The organism is Pedococcus sp. P2_D9, from assembly GCF_056404275.1.
The window spans coordinates 1-24,591 of record NZ_JBFUEI010000010.1; the positions used below are offsets into that span (position 1 = coordinate 1).

A 24,591-nucleotide genomic window follows, 5' to 3' on the forward strand; every position below is an offset into this window, starting at 1 on the left:
CGTGGCCCCCTGGCTCGGGGGCCACGACGACACCTGTCAGCTCAGCACACCACCGATGGCCATCACCCCGGCTGGGTCGTAGGACCGGATCGCCCTTCGCAGCCGCGCGATCGTCACCTCGTCGTAGGCGTCGGCGTACTCCTCGGGGGTGAAGGTGAAGTTCGGCAGCCGGTACCCGCCGGTCCACGGACGCATCGCCGCCAGGATCGCCGCCGCGTGGTCCTGCACTCCGGGGATCTCAGCGATCCCGACGATCAGGAGCGAGTAGGCAACCTCACGCGACGCGAAGGCACTGGGGTGCTCGCCACCCCGGGCGATCGCACCGCCCATCTGGCGCACCTCGACGAGCACCTGCGGCGAGGCCGCACCAGTTCCCGTCAGTTCAAGCAGAGCGTCGACGGCATCTTGAGGGAACTCCGTGAGGACGGCCGCCGCCTCGTACGCCGGTGTGGGTTCCAGTGGGTCCGTGTGCACGGAGTCGATTGCGGTGTATGGCTTGTGGGCCACATCGTCGAGGATCACCGGAGCCGCATCACGCATCGCAGCGAAGCGGCGCTCTCCCTCCTCGGCATCGCCGGTCCACACGTAGCGCACGGACAAGGAGAGGCGGTCGGCGAGCTGCGGGGGGACGCCTGGCATGTCCGGCAGCTGGAACAACGCGAAGGAGGTGGTGCCCAGCTCAGGGAGGCCGTCAGACCAGTCCCGCCACCGCTCGATCACTGACGGAGCATCCCCGCCGTCGAACCACAGCGAGCCGCCGTAGAACATCGGCTGGTGCACGAGGTCGAACTCGATCGCCGTGACGATGCCCAGCATCCCCTTGCCGCCTCGAAGGGCAAAGAACAGCTCAGGGTGGTCCGTGGGCGTGACCCGGCGCAGGACGCCGTCGCCAGTCACGACCTCGATGGCGCGAACCTTGTCGATCGCCAGCCCGTAGGTCCGCGCCATCGGCCCGAGGCCACCGCCCGTGGTGTAGCCGACGATGCCCACGTCGGTGATGGAGCCGGACAGCGGCGCAAGTCCATGGGGCGCGGCGGCTTCGACGACGCGGAGCCACTTCACGCCGGCGCCGGCCCGCGCCCAGCCCTCGGGGTGGACGACGACCTCGTCCAGTCGCTTGGTCGTGACGAGCAGCTCGGTGACGAGCTCGGCCATCGGGCCGTGTCCGGTGGCCTGTGGTGTCACGCGCAGGCCGTTGCGTGCCGCGAAGCGGACCGCCTCGACGACGTCCTGGTCGGTCTCCGCGGCCAGGACGGCTGCTGGCCTGACAGGGACCGCCACGTTCCACGGCGAGACGAGCGCGTCGTACTCCTCGTCTCCGGGGACGGCGACGATTCCCTGCGTCCGTGCGCTCAGCTCTGCGAAGGGCACAGGGCGTTCGAGCGCGGCGGGCGATTCGGCGATGGTCATGATTCCTCCGGGTCTTTCGGTGTGGTGGTGGAGCACCACCGTGAACCCGGTGCCTTGAGACGAACTTGGCGTCCGCTTGAGGCGGCGTCCCTCAGCCGGGCTGGGAGCCTGGGCGAGGCGAGACGAACAGCCCCTCGGGGTCCGCCGCCCCCCTGATGTCGACGAGTCGCTGCCACGAGTTGGCCGGCCAGCCGCGCTGTTCGTCGACGTCCGCGTCAGCCATCAGCAGGTATGCCGAGCCCGTCGCCCACGGCTGGAGGGCCTCCGTCACGCGGCTCGCGTCCTCGCGCACCGCCGCCCACCCCGCTCCCTGGTCGAGGCCGACACAGAGGACCAGGACCGAGCCGTCCATGCGGTCCAGCGCCCCCGCACGCGACGCCGTCCGACCCACCGCTCCCCCGAGCTGGCGCAGCTCGACGAAGAGCAGGTCCGACCCCGACCCGTGGCCCGCCGTCGCAACCAGCGCCTCGACGGCTCGCTCGGGCAGCGCGTCGAGCAGGACGCTGTTGGCGTAGACGGCAGTCGGCGCAAGCGGATCGAGCTGGAGCTGTGCCACCGAGGCTGCTGGACACTCGCTGAAGGTGTCGATCTCCGCGTCGAGGGCGCGCAGCGGCGCGAGCACCTGCGTGGCTGCTTCGCGCCCCTCAAGGACGACGGCGTCGATCATCACGAGCGTGCGTCCGCGGACGTCGGCGGGAAGCCACGGCAGGTCGGGCGCCTGGAAGAGCCGCGCGACACTGGTCACGGTGTCCGGCGCCTCCGCGGCCCACGAGCCCCACGCCGTGAGCACGCGCTGGGCGTGGGTCCAGTCCCAGGCGAGCAGGCCGGCATACACCGTGCTCACGGGAAGCAGGTCGAACTCGAGCGCGGTGACGACACCGAAGCCGCCACCTCCGCCGCGTGCCGCCCACAGGAGGTCACTGTCGACCTCGTCCGTCGCTCGCACGAACGTGCCGTCGGCCGTCACCAGCTCGACAGCTGTGATCGCGCTGCACTGGAGCCCGTGCTGGCGGGCGTACCAGCTCAGGCCGCCCCCGAGCGACGACCCGACGACACCGACGCCTGGGCTCGACGTGTGCAGTGCTGCGAGGTCGACGCGGCCGGCTCGCTCCACGACGTCGCCCCAGAGCACGCCGGCACCGACCCGCGCGGTGCGTCGGCCGGCGTCGACGCGGAGCTCGGTCATGGCGGTGGTTCGCAAGAGAACGGCGTCACCGAGATGGCCGGCGAGTGGAGGTGCGCCATGGCCGGTGCCCTGGGGTGCGACCTTGAGGCCCGCCGACGCGGCCGCGCGCAGCACCGTTGCCACCTCTTGGGGAAACGCCGGATAGGCAACGGCAGCAGGGTGGGAGTCAGCCTGGAGGTTCCACGGCATACGTGCCTCGTCGTATGCCGCGTCCCCGGGCAGGTGCACCGCGCCACCGCACAGACCTCGCAGGAGCTCCGCTCCGGACGGAGAGCGGGACGGTGCGGGGGACGCGGACTCGGGCACCACGGGATTCCTCACGATCGGGGCGTACCAGCATGACAAGGACGACTTGAGGGCAACTTGAGCCGGGACCCTGAGGCTCTTCGACGGATCATCGCCGGGCTCCCTGCACTGACTCGAGCACGGCTCGCACCGTCCCGGGTGTCAGGAACAGCCGCTGGGCGACCTCGTTGACGTCGAGCCCCGACGCGACCAGGTCCGTGACACGCCGCTGGCGGCTCGTGATCCCCACGGGGACGTCATCCACCTCGGCGGCGCTCTCTCCCCTCTCGACGAGAGCCGAGAGAGCGTCATGGACAACCCGTGCGGCCCCACAGGCGCGGGCAGTTGCGAGTGCGGCCTTCAGGAGGGGCACCGCCTCCTGGTGGGCGACCGCCTGACATCGTCCGAGAGCGAGTCGTGCGCGAGCCTCTTCCAAGACCGAGGAGGTCCCCGACAGCACCTCAACTGCCTCTCGGAGGTGCTCGGCGCCGTCAGCCCCTCGCAGCTCACCCAGGAGTCGCAGGGACGGGCCGAGGGCTGTCGGCGCACCCCAGCGGCGCAGGAGGTCGACCTCCTCCTGAGCCAGGACCATCGCCTCGTCGCTGCGCCCGAGGGCATGGAGGGCCCGTGCCGCGAGCCCACGCCACGGACCCCAGGCCGGGTTGGCGACCGGAGGGCTGTCGGCCGAGGCGGCCAGCTCGCCAAGGGCATCGGATGGTCGGCCCTGCTCGAGGAGCAGTCGGGCCGCGGCTTCTCGCATCAGCCTGCCGCCCTCACCTACCCAGGGGAGTCGGCGTGCGTCTTCCAGACTCGACGCGGCCGCGTCCAGGTCGCCGAGGTCGGTCAGGACCCCCAGGGTGAAGGCCGCGGCATACGTCGACGTGGCCTCGGAGATCCCCCAGACGCGCTGCTGCTCGACGGCATCGGTCAGCGACTGCACCGCGTCGTCGAGCTGGCCGCGACGCCACTGGGCGAAGCCTCGCCACAGGTTCACCGAGAGTGCGGCGAACAGTCCGCCCGTCGCGTGAGCTCGGGCGAGGGCACGGTCCCAGAAGTCCCCCAGCTCGTCGTCTGCCAGCATCAGGACGTTGGCGGCCACGATCCAGAGCAGTCCGTTGTCCACCGCCAGGAGGCGGTCCTCCTCGAGGGCGAAGCGGGCCAGCCGGACCGCACCCGCCCTGTCCTCGCCCTCACGCAGCAGCTCGTAGGACAGGGTCGCGGCAAGCATCCGGGCACCGTCGCCCTCCCCTGACACCTCAGGGACAGGTCCTGCTCGGTAGGCGTCAGCGGGGAGCCCGTGCATGAAGCCGGTGATGCGCTGCAGCGCGAGCAGTCCCTGCCGCTCGTCGTCGAGCCGGTCAGGAAGGGCTGCGCTCGCTGCGCGCGCGAACGAGGTGGCGACCCCGGGTGGGGAGACGAACACGTGGGTACGGGCGATGTCCATTGCCAGGAGCGCGCGCTCGTGCGGCTCGTCCAGGGCGGTGTACGCATCGCACAGGTGCGACACACCGGCGGGACCGTCGACCTGGGTTTCGACGCGTCCGAGCTCGACGAGAACGGCGGCACGATCGGGTCCGGACACCGGCTCTTCCAGCGCCCGCCTCAGCAGCCCGACAGCTGCATCGGCGGCACCCCGCGAGATCGCCGTGCCGGCCGCGCTCCGCAACAGCTGCACGGTGGCGACGCTGCCTCGGTGCGGTGCCCGCAGCAGGTGGACCGCCACCTGCTCGGGTGTCGCGCCCAGCGTCCGGAGGACTTGCGCGGCACGGTCGTGGTGCAACGCACGCTCGCCGGCTGGGAGGTCGTCGTAGATCGCGTCACGCACCAACGGATGGACGAAGGTCAGGTGCCCGTCATCGGTGAGGATCTCGCTCCGGCTCAGGGTGTCCAGGGCAGCCGCTACCTCGTCCTCGGGCAGCTGGGCCAACGCGGCCACGGTCGGCAGGCCGGCGGCCTCGCCCAGCACGGCAACGGCACGCGCAGAGGCCGTCACCGTGGGAGGCATCCTGCGCAGCCGCAAGGTCACCAGAGCGGAGACCGCACGAGAGCCGACTGCCCGGACCGTGTCGACGTGGGAGACATCGGGCCGGACCCCCTCGTCCGCCAGGGCGCGCAGCAGCTGGCGCAGCAGCAGTGGGTTGCCCGAGGTCATGCGGTGGCATGCCTCGACGAAGGGGTCGGCGCCTTCGCCCAGCCGCGCCCGGACGAGGGTGGCAGCCGCTTCCGGCGAAAGCGGTGCGGGCCGGAGCACGGTGACCGACGAGTCCAGGGCGAGGTCCGCCAAGAGCGCGTCATCAGGATGCTGTTCGCCCGTGCGCATGGCCAGGACGACGAGGACAGGGAGCCCTTCGAGCCGCTTGACGAGGTACGCGAGGTAGCGGAGCGAAGCGCTGTCGCACCACTGGATGTCATCGATGCAGATCACCACCGGCCCTTCGTTGGCAAGGTTCACGGTGAGCCAGTAGAGGCCGTGGAGGACGGCGAAGCTGCCGTTGTTCGCAGTCTCGTCTCCTGCCACCTCGTCGAAGACCGGCTTCGCAACCGAGGCGGCGCCGGCGAGCAGCCGGTCGCGTGCCCCGGGGTCGCCGGTGCAGGGATCGAACAGCTGGCGCACCGCACCGAAGCCAAAGGATCGCTCGAGCTGGCTGCCCCGGGCCGAGAGCACGCGGAGGCCCGCCGACGTCGCGACACGCACTGCCTCAACGAGGAGCCGTGACTTGCCGATGCCGGCCGGGCCCTCGACGAGCACGCAACCGGGTCTGGCGTCGGCCACCTCGTCCACCATCCGCCGCAAGGACGCGAGCTCCCGTGCTCTGTCGACGAGGTCGGACGTTGAACCCGTGTCAGGGGACGTCTCCCGCACGCCCAGCTCCCCCGCGGGCTGCTCTCTGACACTCCGGTCCCCCGGGCGCTGCTCCTCTGGGGGCTGCTCCCTCCCATGGAGCTCGACCCCGATCCTCGGCACCGGTCCGTCAAGGGCCGGAGACTGGGCGAGCACCTCGGCCTCGAGCGCTCGAAGCGCGGGCCCCGGGTCCACGCCCAGCTCCTCGGCCAGGGTCTGGCGTGCCCTGCGCAACGCCGCCAAGGCCCCCGCCTGACGCTGGGCGCGGTAGAGCGCAAGCGCCAGGAGTCGCCAGCGCTCCTCCCTCAGGGGGTCCTCGGCGACCAGTGCCTCGAGCTCACCGATGACGACGGCGGCGTCTCCCAGCTGCAGTCTCGTCTCGAGCCGCCGCTCGCGCGCCACGGCATACAACTCGGTGAGTCGCAGGGCTTCGGCTTCGACCCAGGGCTCGCCCAGGTACTCGGCATACGCCGGACCGCGCCACAGCCGGAGGGCGTCGTCCAGCGAGCRCATCGCCTCGGCCGGCGCGAGCCCTGCCGCGGAGTCCAGGGCTCGTTCGAAGCACCACGCGTCGACGGAGCCGGGCGCGAGCCGCAGGACGTAGCCGGCCGCTTCACTGGCGATGACGCCGTCGCGCTGCCGGGCCACGGCCTCGGGCTGGAGGCAGCGCCGGAGGTGACTGACGTAGGACTGGAGTGCTCCAGCCGGGTTCGAAGGTGGGTTGTCCCCCCAGACGCAACGCGTGAGTCGCTCGGCTGAGACGACCTGGTCTCGCCAGATCACCAGCGCGGCGAGGACGGCGCGCTGGCGCCGCCCACCGAGGTCCACGACCACGCCGTCGCGCGTGGCCGCGAGCTCGCCGAGCACTCGGAGTCGCACCGTCGTCCCGCGCTCCACCCCGCTCCCCAGTCTGCTCCGTCACGCAGGCGGCGACCGCCCGAAAGGGCGTGGTCCAGCGCACCCTTCAAGCCACCTCAGGACCGGCTCAAGGGTCCCGCGGGAGGATGGTCTCGGCAACCCCCTGCGGCCCAGACCCCAACACCAAGCCCCAACACCAAGCCCCAACACCAAGCCCCGGCACCAGGCCCCGACGACGCACTGGGCGGCACGGTGGAGCTCCAGGTCCACGGAGACGAGGGCGAGAAGGTGACCATCCTGGACGTTGGCCGAGCCACCCTGGAGATCTCCAACCCCCGGCAGGTGGACATGATCGACCTGCAGATCACCGTGTTCGAGGAACGGGGCGGTCAGTCGGTCAATTCGAGCCAGGCGTCGTTCGGTGCGTAGTCCCACTCCGTGACGAGCCCGTTCTCGGTCACGGACGCGTAGGCGTAGAAACCCGTTGCGTTGGGGAAGACACAGGCTTTGTCTGCACCTGTCAAGAAGAAGATGCTCACGTCTCGCCGGGACTCGTTCGCCGTCTCGCTGGGATGGAAGAAGTCGAACGGAAAGCCGTACGGCCCGCCGACCCGCTCGTCGGTGACGCCAGTCGTCAGGTTCTTGACCCACACCCGCAGCTGCCCGGGTTTCGGGGCGTCGGTATTGATGCCGATCTGGCAGTCAGCGGCTCCATCGCGATCGGTGTCGAAGACGAAGCCGTGTTCGACCACGCGGCTCGCGGGGTCAAGGGTTGACGCCAAGGGCGGTGTCTCCCGGAGCTGGATCCCCCAGGACAATGAATGCGAAGGGTCTCCCGAGTTGACCTCGCGGATGTCAATCCCACCGTAGCTGGAATCTGCTTCATCGATCTGGGACTGCCTCGCAGTGACCCGCCTCGAGGTGTCCGGGCGAAGCGGGGTCCAGTGCTTCGCCAGCGCATCCCCGGTGGGCCGGGGCATCGGGTCCTTGGCCGGCTGCGGAGCGGTGCGATCGAACCCGCCCACGAAAGACGTTCCGAGCATTGCCAGGACGATGAGCGCGCAGGCAGCGGCAGCGGTGATCACGATGCGGGTCCGGTGTCGCTGGGCTCCGCGCTGCTCGATGGCCGAGAAGTCGGGCGACTGCGCAGCCTGGGCCGCAGCGCGGGACATGTCAGAGCGCAGGAGCCGGTCGAGGTCAGGCATGGGGCGCCTCCTCCTGACGGGGGTCGGGAAGGTCGGCGAGCAGCAGGGCGAGTGCGGCGCGTCCCCGGCGCAGCCGGGTCTTCACGGTGCTGACGGGGACGCCGGTGGCCTCGGCGACCGCCTGGACAGGGAGGTCGGCCAGGTAGTGCAGCGCGATGGCCTCCCTCTGGATGTCGGGCAGCGTCCGGAGGGCAGCCATGAGCGCCAACCGGTCGTCCTCCATCACTGGGTGTCGCGCGACCTGCGCTCGCTCGCGGTCGCCGAGCAGCCTGCGTCGGCGCGCACGGGTGCGGCTGACGTTGACGGCGACCGTGCGCAGCCACGCCTCCGGGTTGTCCAGACGGGCGAAGGTGCGTCGGTGCTGCACCGCGCGTGCAAAGGCCTCCGCGACGACTTCCTCCGCCTCGGTGAGGTCGCGGCAAACGCCATACAGCTGACCCACCAGGCGCCGGTACGACGCTTCGAACACCACGCGCACGAGGTCGGACTCACTGTGGACCTCGTGGGCCACGAGTGGTTCTCCAGTCCCCGCATTCATGCTGGATCTACCCCTCGATGCGGATCGAGTCGAGGGCGGCCTTCAGGTCGGCCTGGTCGGTGTCGGACATGCCGGGGCCCGTCTCGACCAGGAACACCTGGCGCCTGTCGTGCACCTCGAGGACGTACACGCTCATGAGATGGTCGGGAAGGAGCACGAAGTACTTGTCCGCACGCCTGCTGTTCCAGACCTGAAGACCCATGACGTCGTCCTGGGCCAAGCGACACTTCGCCAGGTCAAGGCTCTGTGGGATCTCCAGCTCGATCCGCGTTGCGGGGTAGCCCGCCAAGGTGTCGGTCACAGGGCCCTTCTTGGTCGGGCCGGGCTGCTCCATCAGCGCCGTGACGAGGTCCCCTACGCCGGAGCCGACGGCCATGGGGACACCTTCACCCTGGCACGGGTCGGTGAAGATCTCGTCGACCACGACGGCATAGAACCCGAACTCGTTGTCCTGATCGGAGTGCTTGCTGAAGATGTGGCCGTACTGCACCGCCCAGCCGTCCCGGAACGTCACCGTGTAGTCCGCAACCGACCACGGCGAGGCCGGAATTCGGTAGCTGCCTGGCTCGATGGCCAGGTGCGCAACGGAGGACCGGCCGCTCGTCGTGGTGTCGCTGGCCCACGTCGGAATCACGGGCTGCGGGGCCCCGTCAGTGGCATCCCCCGCGCACCCTGCCAAAGCCCCCACCACCATCAGCCCAGCCGCCACGACCCGGTGAGGTGCCGGGACATTCACCCCCCGCTGGATCATGCCTCTCATGACCAAACGACCCACGAGCGGCCGGAAAGGTTTCACACCAGCGACGATCCCACCCCGCTCGCGGACAAAGGAAGTGCGTCCCTGGTGAGCATTCACCGGGCCGACTTCGAAGTGAGGGCGCCTGGCTCATGATCCCTGCCGGGTCGGTCGGGGACATGCGCGGGGTCCTCCTCGCGCGTAGCGTTAGCTGGGCGTGGCGATGCTGAACCCGGGCCGGGTGCCAACCCCGTCCCGTCCGCCGCCGGACAAGATCCATCGGCGATGGAATGGCTCCTGCACTCGCACCTGCCGGCCCGGACGGGAAAAGGTGACATGACCGGTACGCCGCCGAGAAACTCCACACGTCACGTCCGACGTGCAGCTCTCCTCCTTGCACTGGCGATCTTTCCGTATGTCTTGGCAACAGCCATAGAGCGTGGCTTGGTCCCCGAGTCGCCTGTGACCCGCCGGATGTTTGACAGCGACTTCATGCTGCTCGGGATCTGCGTCACACTTGGTCTGGCCATTGCCGCGTGGCGCTCTTCGCTCGCCGCCATGAATGCTCGCCCGACCGGAAGCGTCGCTTCTCCGATGTCGTCGGTCGCGTTTCTCCTGTCGGTCCTTGTCACCATCGCCACCGCGCTTCTGGCCGTCGGACTGGTCATCCTGAACTAAGGCCATGGCGGCGGCGATGGCCCGGATGCCGACGTGGTCCTCCAGTCCACAGCCGTAGCCCAGCGCACGACGACCACGGGCCCTGAGGCTGACGACACCTGCTGAGGGGTGGCGAGATGGTGAGAGGCCAACACCATTGCAGGACAGTGAAGACCCGTAGGAGATGCCATGAAGCAGGTGCGCAGTCGGACCCATCGGCGTTCGGCGAAAGGCGCATTCGCCACAGCACTGACCCTCAGTGCCGCAATGGGCGTTGGCGCCACGCCAGCAGATGCCGCGACCACCGTCCGGGTCCGATCGGTCGTCCGCACACAGGTCGCCGTGTCGCAGGCGTCCGGGGCCATCGTCAGCATCGTCCATGTGTGCCCCCTCGGGTCTGATCTCGACCGTCCGATGACGAAGTCGCTGATTGCCAGAACACCGCCTGGCTACCGCCTGTTGAGCCGCGAGCTGTGGCCTCGCGGCATGGTCACGCGGTGGCGCCAGACCGGGCCGATGTCTCAGGTCGACAACCCGCCACTGCCACAGCAGACCGTCGCCTGCGTGCGGAGCGTGCAGGCCGGGGCTGCACGGAGTACTGCCAACATCAGTGTCACCATGCGGCTCTGGGGCCCTGCACCAGCGAAGGCCGAGGTGTCTTCCTGGCACGATCCGTCCGGCACCTGGGGCGGTCGAGCAGCCAAGAGCACCATCACAGTTCGCGATTTCACCTCACGGCGCCTGGTGTACGCCGACGCCGGAAGTGACTTTCCCGACGAGGCGTTCGGTTACGGCTTCATCGACGGCCCCTATCCCGCCGGCAAGTTCGCGGAGCTGAAGCTCTACCTATCGGTTACCACCCGGCGGCCCTGAAGAAGGATCCATCATGTCCTACTCACAGCGGGAGACCCCGCCCGCAGACCAGCGACCACCCGCACCCACCGGGATAGTCGGAGGGTGGTTCAGCTCATGACCAGAAGTGGATTCTCGCTCAGCCCGAGTGTCGCTCGATCGGCGGCGGCAATAGCCGCGATCGCCACGGTTGCCACCATTGCGTTCTGGTCCGTCGCCATCATGGACGTTCACACCGCATTCTCGGAGTGGCTGTTCACCAACCACCTGGGACTGGCGATCGCCCTCACGGTGGGCATGGCGGCAGTGGCCTCCGGCTTGGCACTGATTGCCCTGCAGGTGTCTGATCTCGCGCCGACGTCGAAGGCGCAAGCGAAGTTCGCGCTCCGCTGCGTCGGCCTCGCTGTCCTGATCTCCGCCGGCCTGTTCCTGATCACCCGTGGGCAGGGGGGATGACGTCACAAGCCTCAACCCCGCTCCCAGAGATGGACCACGACCCGGGCGTCGTGCATCCCCTGCGTCCGGGCCGTGGTGTCGCCGACGCCTCGTGGGGCCCCCTGCTGGACCCAGCGCCTCGACCACGGGTACCTACCCAAGCGGTAAAGGGCAGAAACGTGACCGGGTCCCAGATGCGGTCCCACCTGCGTTGAGCCCAAAGAACGGACAGTTGCCGTCATTTACGGGTGTTTGACAGCGAATCCCCGCCCCAGCTCCACACAGCCACACCCGGCCGTACTGGCGATTCATGCTCAACCATGGGCCCCAACCTTCCCCCTAGGACTTCGCTACTGCTCAATCAACGAGCCGACAGACCGTCGGTTACGTCACGGTCGCGAGAAGGCGCTGCAGGCACGGCGCATGACCGCCCAGGTCGACGCGGCTCGGAAAGGGGCTCAACTCACCGGTGTTCCAGTTGCAGACACCCTTCCCCGGCGGTCTGATGGGAAGGATCTACCCGTCAGGATCCCTCCCTGAGGAGCACCAATGCCCAACTCCGTATCCAGGCGTACCTTCCTCGGCGGTTCCGCCGCGACGCTCGGCTTCGCATTTGCCGGCGCTGGCAGCCTCGACCCCTTCCTCAGCTCGGCCGCGGCAGCCACCCGCACCAGCGCCGGCTACGGCCCCCTGTACCCGGCAGGCCCCCTGCTCTCCCTCCCCAAGGGCTTCTCCTACAAGGTGATCGGGCAGTCTGGTGTCGCCGGCGCCAGCGGGTTCGTCCACCCCGGAGATCCTGACGCCATGGGCTGTTTCGCCCGCCCGGATGGCGGCTCGGTAGTCGTGTCGAACCACGAACTGGCCGGCTCGGACCGGCACGCGGTCCCACACGTCGACGGCCTCGTCTACGACGACGGTGGCATCGGTGGAACCTCCACGATCGTGCTCGACGCCGACAACAACGTGATCGAGCAGTACACATCCGTGTCCGGCACCTGGAACAACTGTGCTGGCGGCGTCACACCGTGGGGCACCTGGCTCACCTGCGAGGAGACGGAAGCCAGGACCGGCGGCACCCTCACCAAGGACCACGGCTACGTCTTCGAAGTCGACCCGACCAGCCAAGCCGCCAACATCCACAGGTCCCCGCTCCCCCTGAAGTTCCTCGGCAGGTTCGCCCACGAGGCAGCAGCGGTCGACCCAGCGACAAGCAGCATCTACCTCACGGAGGATGCCGGCGGACCGAACGGACTGTACTTCCGCTGGACCCCACCCACCGGCTTCACGCCAGGGAAGGGCGCCCTTCACGCCCTCGCCGCAGACGGCGCCGTCGAGGTCGGCACGCTCGAGGCAATGAAGTGCTTCGACGAGGACGGCAACCACGTGCCCGACCTGTCGATCGCCACCACGGTCAACACGGTCTACACCGTCACATGGGTGACTGTGCCGGATCGCGACGCCCGGAGCACCTCGGTCCGCAAGCAGTTCACCAACAACCAGATCACCCGGTCGCGCAAGCTCGAGGGCCAGTGGTGGGGCGACGGCGGCGCCTACTTCGTCGCCAGCTTCGCCCGTCACTCGGACGGCTCGACCAACGAGCACGACGGCCAGGTCTGGTTCTACGACCCCGCTAAGTCGCGGATCGTGCTCAAGACGATCTTCGGGGTCAACACGGACCCGGCCACCGGCGACTCCAGCTTTGACGGGCCCGACAACATCACCGTCTCACCACACGGCGGCCTGATCCTCGCCGAGGACGGCGAGGGCCGCTCGCACCTCGTCGGCGTGACGGAACAGGGCAAGGCCTACCCGCTCGCCCTGAACCTCGCGAACGAGAGCGAGTTCGCTGGCCCGGTGTTCAACGCATCTGGCAGCACGCTGTTCGCGAACATCCAGGCGCCGGGCTACACGCTGGCAATCACCGGACCATGGGGCCGGCCTTCAAACGCCAGTTAGGCCCCTCGGGGGGGCCCAACGGGTCAAGGACTTTCGCTCCGTCCGCGCACGTCCCTGAGCGTCATCCTTAGCACGAGCCACTCCCCCACCGTCCACGATGTCAGCCTTGGTTCGGCGCCCGCTCAGCAGGCAGAACGGAGCACAGACGCGGGGTTCCTGATCAAGACCGCCGCCCCGGCGATAGGCCTTCCCGCGCATGGTCCGAATTCCTGCTGGCGGGGGAGCATCGCTGGGGATCGGGAAGAGCGCGCCGGACGACGCGCGCTGCCACCAAGAGGTGCGGTGGCGAGGACTACGTTCACCGCACCCCTAGGTCAGCGCGTCGTGAGCGTGCACATCCCTGAGAGCGTCGTCGATCTCCATTGCTCGTCCCGCGTTATACGCGTCATTCCACTGCTGGTCCGTCAACGCAGCGCGAGCCCTTTCCCACGCACCAGCAATCTCGGCCTGTTGTCGTGGGTCGCGCATTTGCCCGAACCGTTCGTACGTCGCTTCTGCGGCGCCGAAAAGGTGCGCGGCCAGGTGGTGCTGCCCGAGTTCGGCGAGGACGCAGGCGTAGTCCTCGGCCAGGATCATCAGGTTGCTGGCCCAGTTGACTTTCAGCGCGTCCGGGACGAGTCGGTACATCTGCTCGTGCGCCTCGCCTACGCGTCCAATTAGGCGCAGGCTGCATGCCATGTTCTGGCGATCGTTGACTGCCGCGTCGGGGGCTTCGAGCTGATGGGCGATGGCTAGTGTCTCGGTCTGCAGATCCAGAGCGGACTGCAGGTCGCCGTCTGACGCTTCGAGCATGGCGAGGACTTGCAGAGCGTCGCGGAGTTCGTTCGTGTTCTGGGATTCTCGGGCGAGCCGAACCGCCTCTTGCAGCAAGGGGCGTCCCGCCGTGAACCGTCGCCGTGCGATTTCCACGCCGCCGAGATCGATGAGGCCCTTGAGGATTGCGGTGACGTCTCCGAGTCGCTTGGCCATCTCGACGCTTGCCTGCGCGGCTACGAGCGCAGCTTCTTGCTGACCCGACCGACCAAGGAGCACTGCCCGCGCCCGAAGGCAGGCGGCTATCTCAGAGCTGTCGCGGTCGCCAGCACGCTCAAGAGCTCTCTCAAGGTGTTTTCCTCCATCGGCTGGGCGATATGCCACCAGCCATTCGTTGAGCGCCTTACACAGGCGGAGACCCGAGCGGAGTCGCTCTTGATCAGCTGGGGACGGTTCGGCCTCAGGCAGCGCCCAGCTGAACACCTCGCCGAGGTTGGCGTCCTCGGCTTCGAACCAGGCTCGGGCCGCCCAGTATCCCGAGCCAACGAACTGCGTACTCATTTCCTCGGCAACGTCGACGTAGTGGCGCGCGTGCCGTTCCCTTGCCACGTCGACCTCGCCACTCTCGGTCAGCTTGGCGTGGGCGTAGTCGCGGACGATCTCAAGTAGGCGCACTCGGGGTTCCCCGTCGAGCGCCTCCGTGATGTCTACCAGGCTGGCTTCGACAAGGCCCGCAATCGCGTCAAGCGGGTCCTCGATGCCGGGTTCGCCGGCGGGTGCCACGACGGCTGCGATCGCACGCAGGTCGGCGCCTCCGCGGAACACACTCAACCGGCGGAGGACACCCTGCTGCCGTCGGGTCAACAGGTCATACGACCACGCGATCGTGTCCCGGAGCGTTCGTTGCCGACTCGGGACGCGCCGGCCGGTGGTCTCGAGGTCGAGTGCTGAGTCCAGCCGCCCCAAAACGGCAGCCGGGCTGAGTAGCCTCACTCGAGCCGCGCCCAGTTCCAGCGCTAGCGGCAAACCATCCAGTCGCCTGCAGACCGCCGCAATGTCGGCAGCGTTGTGCTCGGTAAGGGCGAAGGTTGGCCGAACCTGACGGGCGCACTGGACGAACAGCTGGACCGCACCGGAACCCGCGGCCTCGTCGATGCTGTCGCCGATTGGCAGCTCCAACGGCGGAACCAGGTACTCGTGCTCCCCCGGCAGATGCAAAGGACGCCTGGACGTGGCGATGAGCCTCACCGCTGGCACACCCGCCAGGAGCGCGGCGACCACAGTGTCTGCTTCACGCAGCTGTTCGAGGTTGTCCAGCACGAGCAGAGCCGACGCACCGACCTGTGCATTGATTGCTGAGGGGGTGCGCGCCTCTGGTGGCGCGTCGAGCGCCTCGGCGATGGAGTTCCACATACCGTTGGCCGTCGTCACCGACGCCAGAGGAACGAAGAACACGCCGTCGGGAAAGTCGTCGACGACGCGACGAGCAAGCTCTGTGGCCAACCGGGTCTTACCAGACCCTCCCGCACCGGTCAGTGTCAGGAGCCGGACGCGCGGCGTCGTCAGGGTGTCGGCCAGCCGATCCAGCTCTCCCGAGCGCCCGACGGTTGGTGTTGGTGGCTCAGGCAGGCGCGATGGCGCACCCAGCGACCACAGTGGGGGGAACTTTGCCTGCAACCCCACACCCGTCACCTGAAACAGACGTTCGCGTCGACCCAGATCCTTCAGCTGGTGCTCGCCCAGATCGCGCAACAACAGACCCTCGGGCAACTCCTCAGCCACCAGGGCCGCGGTCGCCGCCGACAGCACGAGCTGACCCCCATGCGCGGCAGCGGCTATTCGTGCCGCGCGATGTACGTCCATCCCGACGTACGCGCCATTGTGGACCGTCGGAGCGCCCGTGTGCGCACCCATCCGCACCCTGACCGGCTCCCCGCCTGGCCACGCGGAAACGCCAAGCCGACGCTGGGCCTGAACCAAGGCGCCAACAGCTTGCCGCGCCGTCTCGAAGACCACGAAGAAGCTGTCCCCCTCCGTGCCAAGCTCAACCCCACCGAAGTCGGCCCAAGCGGCGCGCAGGATCCGGCGCATCTCATCCAACGATGCCGCGTAGCCCGAACCCAGACGCGATAGCAGGGCAGTCGAACCCTCGACGTCTGTGAACACCAAGGACACCGTCCCAGACGGCAACGCGTGCATCACCACATCATCCCGCACGCTGATCCGTGGCACGTTGCATCACCGCGGCGGCGGCGCAGCGTGGTCCGGAGGGTGTTTGGTGCTTGGCCGCAGCTCGCAATGGGTCGTGGCCCGGGCTCAGACGGTATAGGCGTCGCGAAGGGCCAACAGCAGCCGGCGTCGCCGCTCCATGGGGCTGTCAGCCCCCGTGTCTCTAGCTTCTGGCTGCGATGCCAGGACCTCCCCGTCGGAGGTAAGGAAGACATAGATCCACCCAAGAACGGCGTCCGGGTCGTTGGCGTCGACGAGCGGCTTGTACGAGATGCCGAGGAGGTCTGCCCACGCGACCAGAGTGCGAGAGTATGTGTTGCTCACCAGAATTCCACGGCGGTCGACTCGGAGTCCCAAGAATGGGAGCCGGATTGCGAGCCAACCCAACAGGCCGGCGATCGCGACGCTGAGGACCAGGAATGAGGTTCCGAGCCAGCCCGCCGTATAGGGGTCCTCGAATGCCCCGAGTCCGACGAGCGGGCTGACGAGAGCTCCCGCCACACAGAGGGGAACCTGAACGACTGGCAGCTTTCCGCGAAGGTGGAAGCGGGGAAGCTCCAGTCGGGTAGTGCCGTCCGGTCCGGTGAGGAAGCCCCGCCGGCGCAATTCTGCTGAGAGAGCGACGTAGCGTTCTTCGTTGTTGGGCCGGGCGCCCGTTGGCGTGTCCTGCGGGCCATTTTCGTCGGTCGTCATCTGCGCGCGCTCCGCCCACTCGCTGGCCAGTTCGACCAGCTGCAGATAGATGACGTCCTGCACCGTGCCAGCGTAGCCAGCCTATTGAGGCTGGACCCGAGCGATTTCCGCCGCTCTGACCGATTCTCCCCGACACCCACGGGACTCACATCCCCCGATCTCCCTCGGGGCCGCCACGGATCGGCACCCGTGCCAGCCCTCCGAGTGGTTTGTACCCGGACGTGATGGGTAGGTTCGAGGTGACCTGCGCACGTCCCACCTGGGGCTGCTCACGCACCGGCAGAACGAGGTTCAGGATGTCCAAGCACGACGAGGGCGACTACTCCGAGGCCGACCTCGTGGTCAGGGGCCAGGAGGACCACGCAGCCGGCCCCACCGCGGTCGCGGTGTCGATGAAGCGGTCCCTCGACCACATGGGTGTGAGGCGTACCGCGCAGACCCTTCTCAAGCTCAACCAGGCCGAGGGCTTCGACTGCATGAGCTGTGCGTGGCCGGACCCCGACCCGGGCCACCGGCACACTGCAGAGTTCTGCGAGAACGGCGCCAAGGCCGTCGCGGAGGAGGCGACCCGCGACCGTGCCACGCCGGAGTTCTTCGCCCAGCACAGCATCGCCGCGCTCGACGCCCACACGGAGCACTGGCTCGGCCAGCAGGGCCGCATCACCCACCCCATGGTCAAGCGGCCCGGCGGCACGCACTACGAGCCGATCGAGTGGGAGGAGGCCTTCGAGCTCATCGGCGCCGAGCTGCGCTCGCTGGCCAGCCCCGACGAGGCGACCTTCTACACCTCCGGGCGGGCCTCCAACGAGTCCGCGTTCGCCTACCAGCTGTTCGTCCGTGCGTTCGGCACCAACAACCTGCCGGACTGCTCGAACATGTGCCACGAGTCCACGAGCATCGCCCTGCAGGAGTCCATTGGCATCGGCAAGGCCAGCGTCACGCTCGATGACGTCCACACCGCCTCCGTCATCGTCATCGCCGGCCAGAACCCCGGGACCAACCACCCGCGCATGCTCTCGGCCCTCGAGATCGCCAAGCAGAACGGCGCGAAGATCATCTCGATCAACCCCCTCCGCGAGGCCGGGCTGGTCAGGTTCAAGAACCCGCAGAAGCCCAAGGGCGTCATCGGGCACGGCACAGCCATGGCCGACCTGCACCTCCCCGTGAAGGTCAACGGCGACCTCGCCCTCTTCCAGGCGATCGGCTCACTCCTCGTCGAGTGGGACGCACTCGACCACGACTTCATCGCCACCCACGCCACGGGCTTCGAGCAGTGGCGCGACCACGTCCGCGCCGTCGACTGGGAACAGGTCGTCGAGGTGACCGGGCTGTCCCGCGAGCTGATCACGCAGGCCGCCGAGATGCTGCGCGGCTCCACGCGCACCGTCTACTGCTGGGCGATGGGCCTGACGCAGCACCGCAACGGGGTCGCGACCATCAAGGAGGTCGTCAACCTCGCCCTGGCGCAGGGCAACATCGGCCGCGAGGGCGCCGGCCTGCTGCCGGTGCGCGGTCACTCGAACGTCCAGGGCGACCGCACCATGGGCATCTGGGAGCGACCGCCCGCCGCCTTCCTCGATGCCCTCCAGAAGGAGTTCGGCTTCGACCCGCCGCGTGAGCACGGCCTGGACGTCGTCGACTCCCTGCGCGCCATGCGTGACGGGAAGGTCCACTTCTTCATGGGGCTCGGTGGCAACTTCGTGCAGGCCGTGTCCGACACCCACATAGCCATCCCGGCGATGCGCAAGGTCCGCATGACGGTGCAGGTGTCCACCAAGATCAACCGCTCGCACCTCGTCTGCGGGGAGACCGCGCTGATCCTGCCGACCAAGGGCCGCACCGAGAAGGACATCCAGGCCAGTGGTGCCCAGTGGATCTCCGTCGAGGACTCCACGTGCTCCGTGCACGCCTCCCGCGGCCCGCTGGAGCCGGCCAGCCCCCAGCTCAGATCCGAGGTCGACATCGTCACCGGCATCGCCGAGGCGACGCTGGGAGACCGGTACGGCCTGCAGTGGAAGGCGATGCGGGACGACTACCGCGTCATCCGTCACCACATCGCCAAGGTCGTCCCCGGGTGCGAGGACTACGAGGTCAACGTCCGCAAGCCTGGCGGCATGATCATGCCGCACCCGCCGCGCGACACCCGGACCTTCGACACCAAGTCCGGCAAGGCTGAGTTCGTCGCCTCGCCCATCGAGATCGTCCACGTCCCCGAGGGTCACGTGCTGCTCCAGACCCTGCGCAGCCACGACCAGTACAACACCACGATCTACGGCCTCAGCGACCGCTACCGCGGCATCGAAGGAGGCCGCAAGGTGGTCTTTGTGCACCCAGACGACATCACGGCGTTCGGGCTCAAGGACGGCGACCTCGTCGACATCACAACCCGATGGACCGGCGACGACCTCGTCCGGCGCGTTCACGGGTTCCGTGTAGTCAGCTATGACACCCCGCGCGGATCGGCCGCCGCCTACTACCCCGAGACCAACCCGCTGGTGCCGCTGGACTCGACCGCCATCGGGAGCAACACCCCGACCTCCAAGTCCGTGGTGGTGTCGCTGACGCTGGCCGCCGGCCCCGGCGCGGCGAACGGCACCACGCCGGGGCAGACCGGAGGCACGGCCCAGAACCCCACGGGTTCGGACTGGGACCACAAGAAGACCCCGGAGCCCGAACACCTGTCCTGAGGACGGCTCAAGACGGTTCCCCCTTCGGCGCAAGTGCCGATGAGAGTTCTCGCGCGTCCTGATCAAGCGCAGGCCGCGTCGTCGATTCGAGAATTTTGCGGGCTCGACGACCTAGGTCGTGCAGATCAACTCGGCCTGCCTCGTCTGCGGCCGCCAGACGAGCCGCCAGATCCAACGCCTCTTCGATCTCAGGTCCGGCAGCGGCGACCTCTTGGCCCATGTCTCGAAGGATGGTGCCCTCGGCCCTGGACGCGATCAAAGGATCGGCGACTCCGTCGATCCAGACCCGGGTTCGGCGGCCATCTCCGCGCTCCCCGCCAGTGATTCGCTCAAGCGCGTATATGCGGTCTGCACGCGCGAACTTGCCGAAGCCCAGGGCGACCATCCGACTATCCGAAGCCACCCTGACATCTTGACACCCGCCACTGACAAAGGTCTCGCGAGCTGGGCTGGCCGCGTCGGGAAGGCGCGTCTTACGGCTCCTCTTCGCAACACCCCAAGCCGCCTCAGCCGAAGCTGCCCCCAAGGCTAGGTGCGAGGACTTCACTCTGCATCCCGGGTCTTGGCTCCGGCGTGCCCATCACGCATCGCCTGGTGGCTCCTGACTGAGCGGAGGCGACTTGGTCACTCAGGTAGTCACTCAGCAGGGAAGAGGTCAGAATCAGCCCCTTCCCGATCGAACGAGAGCAGCCCCTGACTGGCGTTTCCGCCTGTCAGGGGCTGTTCCGAACGGGTGGGCGATACTGGGTTTGAACCAGTGACCTCTTCCGTGTCAACGACTTTCGCACCGTCCGCGGCTGTTCGTAACGGTCCGTCTGAGCACGAACCACTCCCCCGCTGTCCCCAGGCGTCCGCCCAAATCCGTACCCGTTGTCACTCACTTGGTCACTCACCCCGATCCCGCCCTCTGCACCCTCAAGCCACGGCAGACCACTCGCATCGACCACCAGTCGCCGGGGGCACATTCGCGAATCGGGACGCGTACCGCCCGGACATGGCGCACCGCCGACCCGCGTCTTCCCGCCCACTTAGACGCGGGCACGCGTGCCGCCGAACGTCGCTCCCGCCGGGTTGGTTGCCTTCGATCCCGCTCGCCGCACTGTGCGCCCTTGTCCTGCCGGTTATAGGCGGAGCAGGACCTTGATGGCCTGCCGGGTGTCCATGGCCTCGTAGCCAGCGGCGACGTCCTCGAACGGCAGCTCCAGGTCGAAGACCTTGCCCGGCTCGATCTGACGGGTCCAGATCGAGTCGATCAAATCGGGCAGGAACCGCCGGACCGGGGCGGGGCCGCCGTGGAGGTGGACGTGGGAGAAGAACAGGTCCATGCCGTCAAGGGCGACGTCGTGGGTGACCCCGACGTAGCCGACGTGCCCTCCAGGTCGGGTAGAGTGGATGGCTTGCATCATCGACTCCTGGGTGCCGACCGCCTCGATCACCGAGTGCGCGCCTAGCCCGCTGGTCAGGTCCTTGATCGCGGACACACCGTCGTCGCCGCGCTCGGCCACGATGTCGGTGGCGCCGAACTCGAGCGCGAGCTGTTGTCGTGGTTCGTGCCTGCTTATCGCGATGATCCGTTCGGCGCCGAGCTGCTTGGCGGCCAGCACACCCAGGAGCCCAACCGCGCCGTCGCCGACTACGGCGACGGTCTTACCGGGCCCGACGGCAGCGGCCACGGCGGCGAACCAGCCGGTGCCGAGCACGTCGGACGCGGCGAGCAGGTGCGGGACCAGGTCGTCGTCTGGGAGGTCCGGGGTGGCGACCAAGGTGCCGTCGGCCAGCGGGACGCGCATGCGTTCGGCCTGTGCCCCGCCCGGGGCGGCTGCCTCCCGGCGGACGCAGGAGGAGTGGTACCCGGCTAGGCAGATCTCGCAGGTGTTGTCCGAGGCAAAGAACGATCCGACCACGAACTGGCCGGGCCGGATTGTGGTCACCGCGGAACCGACCTCCTCCACGATGCCTGCGTACTCGTGCCCCATCGGGGTGGGGCCGGTCTGCTTCTCGATGCCGCGGTACGGCCACAGGTCGGAGCCGCACACGCAGGTCGCGGACAGCCGGATGACCGCATCGGTGGGCGCCAGGATCTGCGGCTCGGGACGGTTCTCGACCCGGACATCGCCGGGGGCGTACATGACCGCTACACGCATGGGCTTACTTCTTTCAGTCGGTGGCGGGACTACGGGGAAGTCGGTGGTCGGCGAACGAACCAGACGTATGCCGTCGCAGCGAGGGTCGTGCTAGCGACCGTGACGAGGCCGAGAGGAATCATCGTCATCGATCCGCCAAGGCCCACCAAGGGAGCGGCGAAGGCCCCGGCAGCGAAACGGGTGACGCCGAGGATGGATGACGCGGTGCCGGCAAACTGTGGGTAGTCCGCCAAGGCCAGCGACGTCGCTGGTGGCGAGACCGCCGCGGCACCGGCGGCGACGGCGAAGAACGACACGACCGCAACCGGCAACGGCAGGTGAATGAGCGCGGTGGCCAGGAGCCCGCCAGCGCCCACGGCGATGACTCCGAGACCGAGGACGAAGGCCAATCGCTCCGACCAGCGTTCCGCAGCGCGCCCACCCAGGAATCCAAACAACGCGAATCCTGCGGCGTTGAGCCCGAACACGAGGGAGTAGGCGGCCGGGGACAGCGCGTAAATGTCCTGAAGGACGAACGATGCCCCTGCGAGGTAAGCGAAGTAGGCAGCGGCGGTACAAGCACTGGCGAGCATCGCACCGAGAAAGAGGCGGTCCGCGATGAGGGTCCGGACGTGTCCGCCGGTGCTCCGCGCGCCCCCGCTGACCCGATGCCCCACCGGCAGGGTCTCGCGGAACCCGAGGACAGCCGCGAGCAGGACGACGCCGCCGACCGCGGCAAGAACGGCGAAGAAGCCTCGCCAGTCGACCAGCGTCGCCAGCTGCCCTCCAATCACCGGTGCAACGATCGCAGCCAGCCCGGACAGCACGACGATGCGACCGTAGTACCGCGTCAGCTGCCGGCCCTCGTGGATGTCGCGTCCCGCAGCTTGGGCAATGACGAGGCCGACCGCGCCGGCCAACCCCTGGACCAGACGCAGAGCAATGAGAACGGCGGCGGAAGTGCTGAGCACACACAACGCCGAAGCGATGACGAAGATGCCGAGGCCGACGAGCAGCGGGCGACGGCGTCCGTAGCGGTCGGAGACCGGTCCAGCAACCATCTGGCCGAGCGCCAGTCCGAGCAGGCAGGTCGTCATGGTCAGTTGCGCGGACGAAGTGCTCGCGTCTAGGTCCCGGGCGAGGGCGGGGAGAACCGGCAGGTAGAGGTCCATGGACGCCGGACCCAGGATCGTGAGCAGCGCCAGGATCGCCGGGACACCACGGCCTACCGTGACTGGCGGGGAGGACGTCGAACGTGTCGGCCCAGGAAGGGGCGGTTGGGTGGTCTCCACCTTCAGGACCCCATCCGCGGGATGGTTACGCCGGCCGGCTCGACGCGGACGTTTCCCCCCGACCTGGCGATAGCGGACAGTCCGCTGTCCACGCTCCCGAGCCGGATCAGGCCGGGCGAGGGCACGGACTGGCCGAGGTCGTCATAAAAGATCGCGATCGTGTGGCTCGGCGCCCAGTAGTACAGCTCGCCGACGCTGGGGTTGAACACGCGCTCGGCGCCGGTGACGTCGATGGGCGAGGCAAGCTTGCCGGATTTCGCCTGACCCATTGGGTCGTCCAAAACCACCCTTAGAGGCACCATGGCGGCAAACGCGCGCGCCGCCGGAGTGTCATCGAGCGTGACCGTAGCCAGCCCGTCGGTTACGCGGAGCAGCACTTCCCGCCCGGCCGGGGTGCGGCCGGCGCTGGCGACGCTGGCGGAGGCCCGGTCAGCGGGCAGCGTCGGGGTAGTGCCAGCTGGGCCGCCCAGCGACCAGCACGCCAGCACCGCGACCACGGACGCGGGTAGCAAGGCTGCACCGGCCCGCAGGCCGGAGCGGAGTCGGGGTGAAGTGTCCATGCTCCAAGGAGACCGTTGCTCCGATGGCTGGAAAAGTCACTGAGGATGGGTGTACTGACAGGGCATCCCTGATCGCCGATCGCCGCCGTACCGTGGTCCACGTGGACAACCGAGCAGAAGTCCGCGAGTTCCTGACCTCGCGACGAGCCAAGATCAGTCCCGACCAGGCGGGCGTCCCCCAAGCGGGGCAACGCCGGGTCCCCGGACTGCGCCGCAGCGAGGTGGCCGCCCTGGCCGGGATGAGCGTGGAGTACTACGCCAAGCTCGAACGCGGCTCACTGGGAGGCGTCTCGGCCGGTGTCCTCGACGCCATCGGCCGCGCCCTACAACTCGACGACGCCGAACGCCGCCACCTGTTCCTGCTCGCCCAAGCCGCCGATGGAACCGCGGCTGCGATGCGCCCCCGCCGACGCAGCCCCGCACGGTGGGCGCCGCGGCCGAGCCTGCAGTGGGCACTTGACTGCATCACCACGAGTCCGGCGATCGTCGGAAACAACAGGTCCGACCTTCTTGCCGCCAACCACCTTGGGCGCGCGCTCTACGCCGACGTGTACGTCGACACGACTCGCGTGCCGAACCTGGCCAGGTTCGCTTTCCTCGACGCCGCCTCCCACCGGCTCTACCCCGACTGGGAGCAGATGGCGGACATCACCGTTGCCAACCTGCGCACCGCCGCTGGTCAGGACCCGCACGACAAGGCGCTCCAGGATCTGGTCGGCGAGCTCTCCACCCGCAGCGATGAATTCCGCCGCCGTTGGGGTTCCCACAATGTGCGCACCCACGCAGGGGGCACCAAGCACTACCACCACCACGTCGTCGGCGAGCTCGACCTTGCCTACGAGACTATGGACCTCAGATCCGAGCCTGGGCTCAGCATGACCATTTTCACGGCTGAACCCGCATCCCCCACCGCCCAAGCCCTCGCCCTGCTCGCCTCCTGGGCAGCCACCCAGCAAACAACTCCGGTCCGGACGACCTGAGCGTGCCGTAGACCGATACAACAGTTCGCTACCGGCCCCTGCCGCCGCCCCGTAGACCGGCTTCGCTTGGGGCGCTCACCGCGTTTTCGAACGCGATGTGGATCCGCGATCATGTCGTCGCGGAGGGTGCTGCATTCCGCCGCCTGTGCATCACGTCCAATCCGGCATGAGCCGAGGCTGCCCCGGCGCTAGGTGTGCGTGCTCCGCTATGCTTCAGAAGCCTTGGCTCCGGCGTGAGCATCACGCATGGCCTGATGGGTCTTGAGGATCCCTTGGAGCTCCTTGGCCCGGCTAGGGCTGATGTCGCCGCTGTT

General features: G+C 68.4%; 19 protein-coding genes. 7 read left to right on the forward strand and 12 right to left on the reverse strand.

Annotated elements, in window-relative coordinates; translation table 11 throughout:
* Positions 1-36: 36 nt before the first annotated feature.
* From AC1DXJ_RS14760 to AC1DXJ_RS14770, 3 genes are all read right to left on the reverse strand, one after another.
* Positions 37-1,410 carry an FAD-binding oxidoreductase gene (locus AC1DXJ_RS14760; protein WP_477632241.1) on the reverse strand — a complete coding sequence of 458 codons (1,374 nt, stop codon included), beginning with the start codon at positions 1,408-1,410 and terminating at the stop codon, positions 37-39.
* A 91-nt stretch (positions 1,411-1,501) separates the two neighbouring features.
* A complete protein-coding gene (locus AC1DXJ_RS14765; protein WP_477632242.1) occupies positions 1,502-2,917 on the reverse strand; it encodes an FAD-binding oxidoreductase in 1,416 nt (471 codons plus the stop codon).
* Positions 2,918-2,990: 73 nt separating this feature from the next.
* Positions 2,991-6,620 carry a BTAD domain-containing putative transcriptional regulator gene (locus AC1DXJ_RS14770; RefSeq protein ID WP_477637357.1) on the reverse strand — a complete coding sequence of 1,210 codons (3,630 nt, stop codon included), beginning with the start codon at positions 6,618-6,620 and terminating at the stop codon, positions 2,991-2,993.
* Between the two features lie 249 nt (positions 6,621-6,869).
* On the opposite strand from AC1DXJ_RS14770, the gene AC1DXJ_RS14775 reads away from it, so the two are divergent.
* The gene (locus AC1DXJ_RS14775) at positions 6,870-7,010 is read left to right on the forward strand and encodes a hypothetical protein (RefSeq protein WP_477637358.1); all 141 of its coding nucleotides are present in this window, start codon (positions 6,870-6,872) and stop codon (positions 7,008-7,010) included.
* Here the strand turns inward: AC1DXJ_RS14775 and AC1DXJ_RS14780 are convergent.
* From AC1DXJ_RS14780 to AC1DXJ_RS14790, 3 genes are read right to left on the reverse strand one after another with little or no spacing between them, the layout of a single operon-like run.
* The gene (locus AC1DXJ_RS14780; protein WP_477632245.1) at positions 6,971-7,786 is read right to left on the reverse strand and encodes a hypothetical protein; all 816 of its coding nucleotides are present in this window, start codon (positions 7,784-7,786) and stop codon (positions 6,971-6,973) included. The two genes, AC1DXJ_RS14775 and AC1DXJ_RS14780, sit on opposite strands and share 40 nt — an antisense overlap.
* The gene (locus AC1DXJ_RS14785; protein WP_477637359.1) at positions 7,779-8,297 is read right to left on the reverse strand and encodes an RNA polymerase sigma factor; all 519 of its coding nucleotides are present in this window, start codon (positions 8,295-8,297) and stop codon (positions 7,779-7,781) included. Before AC1DXJ_RS14785 ends, AC1DXJ_RS14780 begins: the two co-directional genes overlap by 8 nt.
* A gap of 34 nt (positions 8,298-8,331) precedes the next feature.
* Positions 8,332-8,958, reverse strand: a complete 627-nt coding sequence (locus AC1DXJ_RS14790) for a hypothetical protein (protein WP_477637360.1) — start codon at positions 8,956-8,958, stop codon at positions 8,332-8,334.
* Positions 8,959-9,396: 438 nt separating this feature from the next.
* On the opposite strand from AC1DXJ_RS14790, the gene AC1DXJ_RS14795 reads away from it, so the two are divergent.
* From AC1DXJ_RS14795 to AC1DXJ_RS14810, 4 genes are all read left to right on the forward strand, one after another.
* A complete protein-coding gene (locus tag AC1DXJ_RS14795) occupies positions 9,397-9,738 on the forward strand; it encodes a hypothetical protein (protein WP_477637361.1) in 342 nt (113 codons plus the stop codon).
* A gap of 168 nt (positions 9,739-9,906) precedes the next feature.
* On the forward strand, positions 9,907-10,590 hold the full coding sequence (locus AC1DXJ_RS14800) for a hypothetical protein (RefSeq protein WP_477613111.1): 684 nt from the start codon (positions 9,907-9,909) through the stop codon (positions 10,588-10,590).
* A gap of 96 nt (positions 10,591-10,686) precedes the next feature.
* Positions 10,687-11,025, forward strand: a complete 339-nt coding sequence (locus tag AC1DXJ_RS14805) for a hypothetical protein (RefSeq protein ID WP_477613112.1) — start codon at positions 10,687-10,689, stop codon at positions 11,023-11,025.
* 528 nt (positions 11,026-11,553) lie between these two features.
* Complete coding sequence (locus AC1DXJ_RS14810) at positions 11,554-12,960, forward strand: alkaline phosphatase PhoX (RefSeq protein WP_477613113.1); 1,407 nt, start codon at positions 11,554-11,556, stop codon at positions 12,958-12,960.
* A gap of 309 nt (positions 12,961-13,269) precedes the next feature.
* On the opposite strand, the gene AC1DXJ_RS14815 is transcribed toward AC1DXJ_RS14810, so the two are convergent.
* Positions 13,270-15,912: an ATP-binding protein gene (locus AC1DXJ_RS14815; RefSeq protein WP_477637483.1), complete on the reverse strand. Its 2,643-nt coding sequence runs from the start codon at positions 15,910-15,912 to the stop codon at positions 13,270-13,272.
* Positions 15,913-16,029: 117 nt separating this feature from the next.
* Positions 16,030-16,698, reverse strand: a complete 669-nt coding sequence (locus tag AC1DXJ_RS14820; protein ID WP_477613114.1) for a hypothetical protein — start codon at positions 16,696-16,698, stop codon at positions 16,030-16,032.
* Positions 16,699-16,931: 233 nt separating this feature from the next.
* Here AC1DXJ_RS14820 and AC1DXJ_RS14825 point away from each other — a divergent pair, with 233 nt between their 5' ends.
* Positions 16,932-19,322 (forward strand): FdhF/YdeP family oxidoreductase, encoded by a 2,391-nt coding sequence (locus tag AC1DXJ_RS14825; RefSeq protein WP_477637362.1) that lies wholly within the window; start codon positions 16,932-16,934, stop codon positions 19,320-19,322.
* A 7-nt stretch (positions 19,323-19,329) separates the two neighbouring features.
* Here AC1DXJ_RS14825 and AC1DXJ_RS14830 read toward each other — a convergent pair whose 3' ends face one another.
* The 4 genes from AC1DXJ_RS14830 to AC1DXJ_RS14845 form a co-directional block, all read right to left on the reverse strand.
* The gene (locus AC1DXJ_RS14830; protein WP_477613116.1) at positions 19,330-19,707 is read right to left on the reverse strand and encodes a hypothetical protein; all 378 of its coding nucleotides are present in this window, start codon (positions 19,705-19,707) and stop codon (positions 19,330-19,332) included.
* A gap of 736 nt (positions 19,708-20,443) precedes the next feature.
* Positions 20,444-21,466 (reverse strand): zinc-dependent alcohol dehydrogenase family protein, encoded by a 1,023-nt coding sequence (locus AC1DXJ_RS14835; protein WP_477637363.1) that lies wholly within the window; start codon positions 21,464-21,466, stop codon positions 20,444-20,446.
* Between the two features lie 29 nt (positions 21,467-21,495).
* Positions 21,496-22,737, reverse strand: a complete 1,242-nt coding sequence (locus tag AC1DXJ_RS14840) for a multidrug effflux MFS transporter (protein WP_477637364.1) — start codon at positions 22,735-22,737, stop codon at positions 21,496-21,498.
* A 2-nt stretch (positions 22,738-22,739) separates the two neighbouring features.
* Positions 22,740-23,234, reverse strand: coding sequence for a cyclophilin-like fold protein (locus tag AC1DXJ_RS14845; protein ID WP_477637365.1), 495 nt, complete (start codon positions 23,232-23,234; stop codon positions 22,740-22,742).
* A 164-nt stretch (positions 23,235-23,398) separates the two neighbouring features.
* Between AC1DXJ_RS14845 and AC1DXJ_RS14850 the strand changes: the two genes are divergently transcribed.
* A complete protein-coding gene (locus tag AC1DXJ_RS14850) occupies positions 23,399-24,277 on the forward strand; it encodes a helix-turn-helix transcriptional regulator (protein ID WP_477637366.1) in 879 nt (292 codons plus the stop codon).
* Positions 24,278-24,591: the final 314 nt, after the last annotated feature.